We start from the raw sequence: 10,448 nt of genomic DNA, 5'->3' as shown, positions 1-10,448 counted from the left end.
GACACGTCTAGATCAGAACCATCTTCAGGTTTGATCACTGGGATGATATCGATGCCGTACTTAGTTGCGAATTCGTAGTCACGTTGGTCGTGAGCAGGAACCGCCATTACCGCACCTGTGCCGTAATCCATAAGAACGAAGTTTGCTACGTATACAGGAACAACACGACCGTTAAGAGGGTGGATAGCCGTTAGGCCAGTATCCATACCTTTCTTTTCCATCGTTGCTAGTTCTGCTTCAGCCACTTTGGTGTTACGACACTCTTCAACGAATGCTGCAAGCTCAGGATTGTTCTTTGATGCTTTCTCTGCAAGTGGGTGACCTGCAGCGATACCAACATAAGAAACACCCATTAGTGTATCAGGACGTGTTGTGTACACTTCTAATGGCGCTTCTTCACCGTTAACAGCGAAAGATAGCTCAACACCTTCAGAGCGGCCGATCCAGTTGCGCTGCATGGTCTTAACCATTTCAGGCCAACCTTCAAGGTTGTCTAGATCGTCTAGTAGCTCTTGAGCGTACTCAGTGATTTTAATGAACCACTGTGGGATTTTCTTTTGTTCTACCGGAGTATCACAACGCCAGCAGCAACCGTCTTCTACTTGCTCGTTTGCCAGTACAGTTTGGTCGTTTGGACACCAGTTAACAGAAGAAGTCTTCTTGTAAACTAGGCCTTGTTCGTAAAGTTTAGTGAAGAACTCTTGCTCCCAACGGTAGTACTCAGGCGTACACGTTGCGAATTCACGTTTCCAGTCGTAACCAAAGCCTAAAAGTTTAAGCTGGTTTTTCATGTATTCGATGTTTTCGTAAGTCCACGGAGCAGGCGCTGTGTTGTTTTTTACAGCTGCGTTTTCTGCAGGTAGGCCGAATGCATCCCAACCAATTGGTTGCATTACGTTTTTGCCTTGTAGACGTTGGAAACGAGATACCACATCACCGATGGTGTAGTTACGCACGTGACCCATGTGCAGTCGGCCACTTGGGTAAGGGAACATAGAAAGACAGTAGAATTTTTCTTTGTTTGGGTCTTCACTTACAACGAAAGTTTCGCTGTTATCCCAGTGTTGTTGAACCTTTTGTTCAATCTCTTGCGGGTTATATTGTTCTTGCATCGATGGTATCCGGTTATCTTGGAATTTGTGAGTTCGGTTAGAACAGAATCTTACAGATCGTCATAGAATACCTAAAGGAGCTGAGTACAACAATAGTTATACCCTTCATACTTGCAGTTGCTGCCTAGTAGATTGTGTAATTTTCACTGAATTTCGCAGGGCAACTATACTTAAGAGTATGAATTGCATTTGTTTGTGAGCGGGAGTGCATTGCGGCGCATCCGTTTGCTCGTTTCAAGGTTGGTTATCTTAAGGAGGTTGTTATGCCGAAGAAAAAAGCACTCTATGAAGAAGTCGTCGAAGAGGTGATAGAAACGCTGAAGCATAGTCCTGAAGAGCTTAACAACAAAATAGAAACGTCAGGTAAGTATGCGAAAGCAGCCAACGACATGACCAAAGACGAGCTGTCGTTGATTTCCGCTTACGTAAAATCGGATTTAAAAGAGTTTTCCGAAAGCTATGAAGAGAGCAAAAGTGGTCCGTTTTATTTAATGATTGCAGACTCTATTTGGCAAGGGCTGTTGGATATTACTGATCGTACTAAGGTGGAATGGGTTGAGTTGTTCCAAGATCTTGAACATCAGGGCTTATATCAAGCGGGTGAAGTCATTGGGTTAGGCACCTTGGTATGTGACGAGTGTGGCCATCAAACCGAATATAACCACCCAACCAATATCATTCCATGCATTAAATGTGGTTCTAAAGGGTTTAGTCGTAAAGCCCTTAAACCGTAAACTTCTGAACTATAGCGATATCAATGTTAAACCGCAGCAATCAAAAAGGGTTGACCCAACCAGTCAACCCTCTAATCACTTTTCTTCGAATCTAGCTCTTTGGCTTTCTTATTAGCCAACCCATCGCCAAGCTGAGCATCGCCCAGATGTACAGTGGCCAAGTACCAACTGTGTGATAAGGCGTTTGACCATCCGTTGAAATGAGTTCAGCTTTTAATACGGCCGTTTCAAACTGAGGTATTTGCTTGATGATGTTGCCTTTGTAATCGGTTACTGCCGTCACACCATTGTTGGTCGAGCGAATAACTGGCTTACCAAGCTCCAGAGCACGCATCTGTGCGATTTCCATATGTTGCAGTGGACCAATCGAACGACCAAACCACGCATCGTTAGAGAGCGTTAAAATAAAGTCCGTCTCATCAGTCACGCTTTGTCTAACTTGATCATTAAAGACGATCTCATAACACAACGCAGGTGCTAAGTGACGGCCATTTGCCACGATGTTTGGTTGAACAAAATCGCCACGGCTAAATGATGACATCGGCAAGTTGAAGAACGGTGCCAATGGGCGCAAGATATTTTCAAACGGCACAAACTCACCAAATGGCAATAGGTGATGTTTATGGTAGCGTTCGTCTGGATCGTAGCTGTATTCACCGTATGGATTGACACCTAGAGAAAGAACGCTGTTGTAGTACTTCTTATCTTCAGACTGATTGAGTACGCCAGTGATGATTGAGCTGTTGTTCATCTTCGCTGCGCTATCTAAGTTACGTAAGAAAGATGGAATTTCAACTTCGAATGCTGGAATAGCGGCTTCAGGCCAAATGATGATATCGGCATCCCAGTTTTCTCTACTTAGATCTGTGTACTTCATCATCGTAGGCCAGCGGTGGCTTGGTAGCCATTTACTGTCTTGATCTACATTGCCTTGAATCAATACCACTGAGGTTGTTTTTTCAGGGTTCGGTGTCACCCAATCGATATTTCGAATGCCAAAACCTGCACTGAATACGATCGCAGGGATGATGCCAACACTCCATGCTTTATTGATAACCATATAAGCGAGTGCAGATGCAGAGACAATGACTGCCAGAGTAATTAACTCGACACCGCCAATCGGTGCAAACGAGCCTAGTGGAGAATCGATTTGGCTGTAGCCAAGCCAAAGCCAAGGAAAGCCCGTCATTACCCAGCCACGTAGCCAATCACTGATTAACCACAATGCAGGAGCTGCGAGGAAAAAGCGGCTTAGGTTATTAGCAGGGAAGTACTTGTTTAAGCTCCAGGTAAATAGGCCTGAATAAACCGCTAGGTAGCCAATGAGCAAAGCCATCAAAAACAGGTTGGCTGCCAGTGGCATGCCGCCAAAATGATCGATGCTGACGTATACCCAGCTGATACCTGTTGCGAATTGGCCTAAACCCCATCCGTAGCCAATCCAAAGCGCACTTTTAGGAGAACGGTTGTGGATCAGTAACAGCAACAAAGCTGGGCTGAGAATAGCAAGAGGCCATATAGAGTATGGAGCGAATGAAAGGGTGGTTATAGCGCCAACAAAAACGGCCGCTAGCGGCCGTAATAGGCGATGAATAAAGGTCTTAGTCATCTAATTTCTGTTATCTCTTTAGAGAGAAGTTGTTATTCTTCGATAGTAGGAAGAGGCTGTTCGTCAGGAATGGTTACCTGTAACTGAATCACACGACGGTTATCTGCTGATGTTATTTTGAAATGGTAGTTTTCAATCTCTACAATTTCGCCACGAACCGGCAGGTGACCGAGTGCTGTCATAACCATGCCGCCTACCGTATCCACTTCATCGTCACTAAAGGCAGTTCCAAACGTATCGTTGAACTCTTCAATAGTGGTTAAAGCTTTAACAGAGAAAGTATGCTTACTCAGCTTACGAATATCTAGCTCTTCTTCATCGTCGAACTCGTCTTCAATTTCACCAACGATTTCTTCGAGGATATCTTCAATGGTTACCAGGCCAGAAACTCCGCCAAACTCATCGACAACGATAGACATGTGGTAGCGCTCTTCTTGGAACTCTTTGAGTAGGCGATCAACACGCTTACTTTCAGGAACAACCACGACAGGGCGAATCACTTGTTCGATATCAAATGGGGCACTTTCTGAACCCAAATACTTAAGTAGGTCCTTCGCTAATAGAATGCCTTCAACATGGTCTTTATCTTCACTGATCACTGGGTAGCGAGAGTGTTGAGCATCAGTAATAAGCGCAATCAATGTATCTAAATCATCGGTGCGTTCAACTGTAACCATTTGAGAGCGAGGCAGCATGATGTCGCGTACTCGCATCTCTGAAATTTCCATTACACCCTCGAGCATGTCGCGCGTGTCGTGGTCAATTAGGTCATTAATTTCTGAGTCGCGGATTACATCTACGAGCTCTTGGCGATCTTTAACTTCACCTTGAAATAGTTGGCCTAGGCGTTCAAAGAAGGACTTTCTACTCGGACCTTCAGATTTTTTACTTCCCTCAGAAGTGGGGGGGTTACCTTCGTTCATGATTTCTCAAAAAATAACGCTATCAGAAGTGTGATAGCACACGTTACAACTCAGATTCCTGCGAAAATCACAGGTTCGATGAGTTATTGTTTCTCTGCAACCTACTTTACTAGAATCGATTTACTTTTCTAGAATATACGGGTCTTCAAACCCCATAGTTTGCATGATTTCTGTTTCGAGTGACTCCATCTCTTCAGCTTCATCATCTTCGATATGATCATAACCTAGCAGATGCAGACTGCCATGTACAACCATATGAGCCCAGTGTGCTAGCAGAGGCTTACTTTGCTCTTCTGCTTCTTTTTCGACAACTTGGCGGCAAATAATGAGGTCACCCAGTAGATCTAATTCCACTCCTGGTGGTGCTTCAAATGGGAAAGACAGCACGTTAGTTGGCTTATCTTTTCCACGATAGTCATGATTGAGCTGGTGGCTTTCTTGTGTATCAACAATACGAACCGTCAACTCGGCACTCTCTTGAAACTGAGGAATTGTCTTGTCTAACCAAAGTTGAATATCTTGCTCAGTTGGAAGACCTTGCTCATTTTCGACTGCTAATTGCAGGTCTAGTTCAATAGACATCTATTTATCACCTTGCTCTGCAATGACAGAACTATTTTGTGTTGCTAATTGTGTCGTAACAGCTTGCTGAGCCTCAAGAAGTTTGGCTTCTCGTTCTTCTCGTTTGCGAGCCTCAAACTCTTTACGCTCTTTTTGGTCTTTGGCTTCCCACTTCTCGTACGCATTAACGATACGAGCAACCACAGGGTGACGAACGACGTCTTCAGACATGAAGAAGTTAAAGCTAATATCATCCACTTCACTGAGCACTTCAGTTGCATGACGTAGGCCTGATTTTGCACCACGAGGTAAATCGATTTGTGTAATATCACCTGTGATCACAGCGCGAGAGTTAAAACCGATACGGGTTAAGAACATTTTCATCTGCTCTACCGTGGTGTTTTGGCTCTCATCAAGAATGATAAACGCATCATTCAATGTACGACCACGCATGTAAGCCAGTGGAGCAACTTCAATCACGTTACGTTCAATCAGCTTCTCAACTCGCTCAAAGCCAAGCATTTCAAACAGTGCATCGTAAAGCGGACGCAAATAGGGGTCTACTTTTTGGCTTAAATCACCCGGTAGGAAACCAAGCTTCTCACCAGCTTCAACAGCAGGACGAGTCAGTAGGATTCGACGAACTTCTTGACGTTCAAGTGCATCAACCGCAGCCGCAACAGCTAAGTACGTTTTACCAGTACCAGCAGGTCCAATACCAAAAGTGATGTCATGAGTGACCATGTTCATTAGATATTGTGCTTGGTTTGGCGTGCGAGGTTTGATAACGCCTTTTTTAGTCTTAATGGTCACTTCTTTGCCGTAGTCGATTTCAGACTCGACGTGTTGCTCCAAAATACCAGACTCAGTGACCGCCAGATGCACTTGCTCCGGTTCGATATCGATTATGTTGCCTTTAACTGGAGCCGTTTCAACATAGAGGTGTTTGATGATGTCTAAAGCTGCGGCTGTAGTGTGAGGCTTACCGACAATCGTGAAAAAGTTGCTACGGTAATTAATCTCAACGCCCAGACGACGCTCAAGATGCTTGATGTTGTCGTCAAATGGTCCGCATAAACTTGCCAAGCGCTTGTTATCTGCTGGCTCTAGATTTATCTCTAAGGTAACGATTTTATTGCTCAAATTAGCCTCTCATTTTGTGCCACTCACTCTTAAATATAAAAAAGAGCAAAAAGCCCGATTTAGACCGGGCTTTTGATGGTGATATCCCTATTTCTAAGATGGTCACTTAGTTAGGTAATTTCAAGCTTTGTGTTTGCGCTTTGTGCTCAAACAGTTGTATTGCCTATGGCGTAAATGTCGCTACACCTAGCTCGTCTTCACGTTTTGTTTTTTCCATCATTTCTGCTGGAGTCATTACAACGCGTAGACCCATGTCTTTTTCTGTGCGAACTAGCTCACCACGTAGTGAGTTAGTGTAAACCTCAGTGATCTTCACATCTACAAACTGACCGATTAGGTCTGCAGAACCTTCGAAGTTCACAACACGGCTGTTTTCAGTACGGCCACGCAGTTCCATGAGATTCTTTCTTGATGGACCTTCAACAAGAATACGCTGCTCTGTACCTAGCATTAGACGAGAGAAACGCATAGCTTGTGTGTTTACTGTTTGTTGCAGTTCGTACAGACGATCTTTTTTCTCTTGTGCTGGTACATCACATGGGTAATCTGCCGCTGGCGTACCTGGACGTGGAGAGAAAACAAAGCTGAAGCTCATATCGAAATCAACTTCTTTAATTAGCTTCATTGTATCTTGGAAGTCTTGCTTAGACTCACCAGGGAAACCAACAATAAAGTCAGAGCTGATTTGAATGTCAGGACGAGCTTTACGCAGTTTACGGATAATAGATTTGTACTCGATAGCCGTATGTGGACGCTTCATCATCGTAAGAATACGGTCACTACCACTTTGTACTGGTAGGTGAAGGAAGCTCACTAGTTCAGGGGTATCTTTGTAAACTTCAATGATGTCGTCACCAAACTCAAGCGGGTGGCTTGTTGTGAAACGAATACGGTCGATACCGTCGATAGACGCAACTAGGCGAAGGAGCTCTGCAAATGTGCAGATGTCACCTTCGTGAGTAGGGCCTCGGAATGCGTTTACGTTTTGGCCTAGCAGGTTTACTTCACGTACGCCTTGCTCTGCAAGTTGTGCAACTTCGAATAGCACATCATCCATTGGACGACTAACTTCTTCGCCACGAGTATATGGAACAACGCAGTAAGTACAGTACTTAGAACAACCTTCCATGATAGAAACGTAGGCTGTTGCGCCGTCTGCTTTTGGCTCTGGCAGGTTATCGAACTTTTCGATCTCTGGGAAAGAGATGTCCATTACTGGCTTTTCGTTAGACAGTGATGACTTAATCATCTCTGGTAAACGGTGTAATGTTTGTGGGCCAAAGATAACGTCTACATAAGGTGCACGTTGACGAATGTGATCACCTTCTTGAGTCGCTACACAGCCACCCACACCGATCACCACACCTTCTTTTTTATCTTTAAGCGTTTTCCAACGACCAAGCTGGTGGAATACTTTTTCTTGCGCTTTTTCGCGGATAGAACAAGTATTCAATAGTAGTACGTCTGCTTCCTCAGGTACTTCAGTTAGCTCATAGCCATTTGCAGCGTTAAGCAGGTCGGCCATTTTTGATGAATCATATTCATTCATCTGACAGCCCCAAGTTTTAATTAGCAGTTTCTTACTCATTATATGTTCGCTCGATCGTTAGTTTAATTTAAGGGAGCAAATCGCCCATTATTCATCCGCTAGCTCCGTTCGTCATAATTCGGTATTCAATTTTATGACAGGCTCTAGCGGCAAGCGGCGTATTGTACTGGTTTCAAAACCGACTGACTAGTAGTCTGAACAAATCTCTTATGTAGTGGTTTTTATTATCGTTAACGCCATATGCCATAAGGGATAACCCTTCTTTCGAATAAGGTTTTTGGTTACAAGTTCGTTATGAAAAAGTACAATCAAAAACAGTCAAAGAATCAAACTGATAAGTACAAAATATGAACAGTTACGATATTGTAGTCGTCGGTGGCGGCATGGTTGGTGCAGCAACAGCAATCGGTTTTGCAAAGCAAGGTCTGAGTGTTGCGGTGATCGAAGGTTTTGCCCCACAAGCTTTTGATGAGTCGCAAGCGATGGACATTCGTGTGTCAGCGATTTCTCAAGCATCGGTCGATTTGCTTGAAGATCTTGGTGCATGGCAAAGTATTGCAGCGATGCGCGTCTGTTCTTACAAGCGATTGGAAACTTGGGAACATCCAGAGTGTCGTACTCGGTTTGATGCAGCATCACTGGACCTTCCTCGTTTGGGCTATATCGTTGAGAATCGATTAATCCAATTGGGTTTATGGGCTCAGTTTGATGCCTACGACAATCTCGAACTGTTATGCCCAGAAAAGCTCGATGAGATTGAGTTTGGTGAGACCAATATAGTCAAGCTTCAGTCGGGTACTCAGTTGTCCGCGAAGTGGGTGGTTGGCGCTGATGGCGCAAATTCAGCCGTCCGTCAGCAAGCAGGGATTGGTATTACGGCTTGGGATTACCGACAGCACTGCATGCTTATCAACGTAGAAACAGAACAGCCTCAGCAAGATATTACTTGGCAGCAATTTTTACCAAGTGGTCCTCGTTCATTTTTGCCTTTGTGTTCTCTAGTCTCTGACGATCAAGAAGTCGGGCAGGGCTCGTTAGTTTGGTATGATTCTCCACTGCGTATTAAGCAATTGTCAGCAATGCCCCCTGAAAAACTACGTAATGAAGTACTTACTCACTTTCCTAAAGAGTTAGGTGATATCAAAGTTTTGAACTCGGGTTCTTTTCCTCTGACACGACGTCATGCTCAATCATACTCAAGGAATAACTGTATTTTAGTCGGGGACTCTGCACATACGATTAACCCTCTAGCAGGGCAGGGTGTTAACTTGGGTTTTAAAGATGTGGCAGCACTATTGGATATCACCCAAGAGAAAGGCGAATTGAATCAATCTGTGGCGAGACGCTATGAAGTGATCAGAAGAGGTGACAATCTAATGATGCAAAGTGGCATGGACTTTTTCTACAAAACGTTTAGCAATGACATTGGCCCACTTAAGTTTGTGCGAAATGCAGCACTAAAGCTAGCAGAAAACTCAGGGCCGATTAAATCACAGGTGCTTAAGTACGCTTTAGGGTTGTGATTGGTTACTCCAAGTTATCTAGTTATAAAAGAAGGAGAGCTGAGGCTCTCCTTTTTTGATTTCATGATAGTGCTTAGTGCTATTGCGTCACACAAACAGGTGCATCAATGGCTAAAGAGCATCCAGTATAGGTGAGGGAGCCATCTTCAATATCTCGTTTGAATGATGTGAGGTTGTTGGAATGCTGGTTTGCGGCGATAAGCCATTGTCCGTCATTAGTGATATGAAAGTCGCGAGGGAACTTGCCTTCAACATCGTAACTATCCATAAAAATGAGCTTTTGAGTGACGGAGTCTATTCTAAAACAACTGATTCTGGATTGATGTCGGCAAGACACATAAAGGAATTGCTCATCTGGCGATAGCTTAATTGCAGCCGCTGCTTCTCCTTTATCCATATTTGCTAATGCATCAACCTCTTCCACAATACTCCACACCCCTAAAGACTTTTCCAAAATCAATATCGTTTCAGAGAGCTCACACACCACATAGGCTCTATCTTCGGCTTGGTTAAAGATTAAGTGACGAGGTCCATTCCCTGCCCGCACTTTGATAGATTGCATTGGTTCATCAAGGAACTCTTCTTGCTCTTCGTCAAAGCAATAGAAGTTGATTCGATCGGCTCCGAGATCGACGGTGACAAACTGCGGAGAGTTCTTTAGGAAAAGGCTTTGATGTGCATGTGGGCCTGTTTGTCTTTCTGCATTAGGTCCAGAACCAACCATTTTGAGTGTTTTGAGCCGTTTATCGATATTGCCATTGATACTTAAACTAAAGATATCGAATGCCCCTGATGAATATTGCGATGTAATAGCAAACTTATTGTGGGGATCTACCGTGATATGACAAGGGTGATCTCCTGAAATTAGTCTAGTATTTGACGCTATTGTTGAATCAGAATTCGGTATATGAATCAGTTGCGGTTGCATCTTTTGGTCAACTTCAGAAGCTGTATAGATCCCTAGCTTTGTCGTGGTGACAAACGAAGGATTTGTACAGGCCGCTATAAGCTCTAAAGGCAACAGCGTTCCCGTTTCTAGATCTAACTGAGTTTGATATACACCTTGGCTATTACTTGGAGAATCTGTGTAGCAACCGATCGTTAAAGGGAGGGTTTTCATAGGCAGTCATACTCAGTTAGGAAATGGAGCAGACATTGTCTAATAAAATCGTAGTAAAAGTGAGGTTATAGGAGAGAATACTTGGTGACTTGGCTTGCAGATTTACATATTCCAGATAAAACAAAACCCAGCTAAAAAGCTGGGTTCTATTCAATGATGGTGCGGTCGGAGAGA

The 10,448-nt window shown here is 43.9% G+C and carries 9 protein-coding genes; 2 read left to right on the top strand and 7 right to left on the bottom strand.

Translation table 11 applies throughout. The features are described 5' to 3' along the window. Positions 1-1,112 (bottom strand): leucine--tRNA ligase (gene leuS / locus AB4653_RS21220; protein ID WP_372105258.1); only part of this gene is annotated, 1,112 nt, incomplete at its 3' end. A gap of 263 nt (positions 1,113-1,375) precedes the next feature. On the opposite strand from leuS, the gene AB4653_RS21215 reads away from it, so the two are divergent. After that, positions 1,376-1,846, top strand: a complete 471-nt coding sequence (locus tag AB4653_RS21215) for a zinc ribbon-containing protein (protein WP_009848479.1) — start codon at positions 1,376-1,378, stop codon at positions 1,844-1,846. A gap of 91 nt (positions 1,847-1,937) precedes the next feature. Here AB4653_RS21215 and lnt read toward each other — a convergent pair whose 3' ends face one another. From lnt to miaB, 5 genes are all read right to left on the bottom strand, one after another. Further along, positions 1,938-3,455 carry an apolipoprotein N-acyltransferase gene (gene lnt / locus AB4653_RS21210; protein ID WP_009848480.1) on the bottom strand — a complete coding sequence of 506 codons (1,518 nt, stop codon included), beginning with the start codon at positions 3,453-3,455 and terminating at the stop codon, positions 1,938-1,940. 32 nt (positions 3,456-3,487) lie between these two features. Next, positions 3,488-4,378, bottom strand: coding sequence for a CNNM family magnesium/cobalt transport protein CorC (gene corC, locus AB4653_RS21205; protein WP_009848481.1), 891 nt, complete (start codon positions 4,376-4,378; stop codon positions 3,488-3,490). A 120-nt stretch (positions 4,379-4,498) separates the two neighbouring features. Next, positions 4,499-4,960 carry an rRNA maturation RNase YbeY gene (gene ybeY / locus AB4653_RS21200; protein WP_009848482.1) on the bottom strand — a complete coding sequence of 154 codons (462 nt, stop codon included), beginning with the start codon at positions 4,958-4,960 and terminating at the stop codon, positions 4,499-4,501. Further along, a complete protein-coding gene (locus AB4653_RS21195; RefSeq protein WP_009848483.1) occupies positions 4,961-6,082 on the bottom strand; it encodes a PhoH family protein in 1,122 nt (373 codons plus the stop codon). 163 nt (positions 6,083-6,245) lie between these two features. Beyond that, the gene (miaB, locus tag AB4653_RS21190) at positions 6,246-7,670 is read right to left on the bottom strand and encodes a tRNA (N6-isopentenyl adenosine(37)-C2)-methylthiotransferase MiaB (protein ID WP_009848484.1); all 1,425 of its coding nucleotides are present in this window, start codon (positions 7,668-7,670) and stop codon (positions 6,246-6,248) included. 308 nt (positions 7,671-7,978) lie between these two features. Between miaB and AB4653_RS21185 the strand changes: the two genes are divergently transcribed. Further along, positions 7,979-9,154 (top strand): 2-octaprenyl-3-methyl-6-methoxy-1,4-benzoquinol hydroxylase, encoded by a 1,176-nt coding sequence (locus tag AB4653_RS21185; RefSeq protein WP_102258201.1) that lies wholly within the window; start codon positions 7,979-7,981, stop codon positions 9,152-9,154. Positions 9,155-9,233: 79 nt separating this feature from the next. Here the strand turns inward: AB4653_RS21185 and AB4653_RS21180 are convergent, their stop codons facing one another. Next, complete coding sequence (locus AB4653_RS21180) at positions 9,234-10,274, bottom strand: lactonase family protein (protein WP_009848486.1); 1,041 nt, start codon at positions 10,272-10,274, stop codon at positions 9,234-9,236. Positions 10,275-10,448: the final 174 nt, after the last annotated feature.

The sequence above is a fragment of the Vibrio sp. 10N.222.48.A3 genome (assembly GCF_041475345.1).
In the GTDB taxonomy this organism is placed as follows: domain Bacteria; phylum Pseudomonadota; class Gammaproteobacteria; order Enterobacterales; family Vibrionaceae; genus Vibrio; species Vibrio tasmaniensis_A.
The sequence above is the reverse complement of the archived record's forward strand: the minus strand, read 5'-3'. Positions and strand labels throughout refer to the sequence as shown.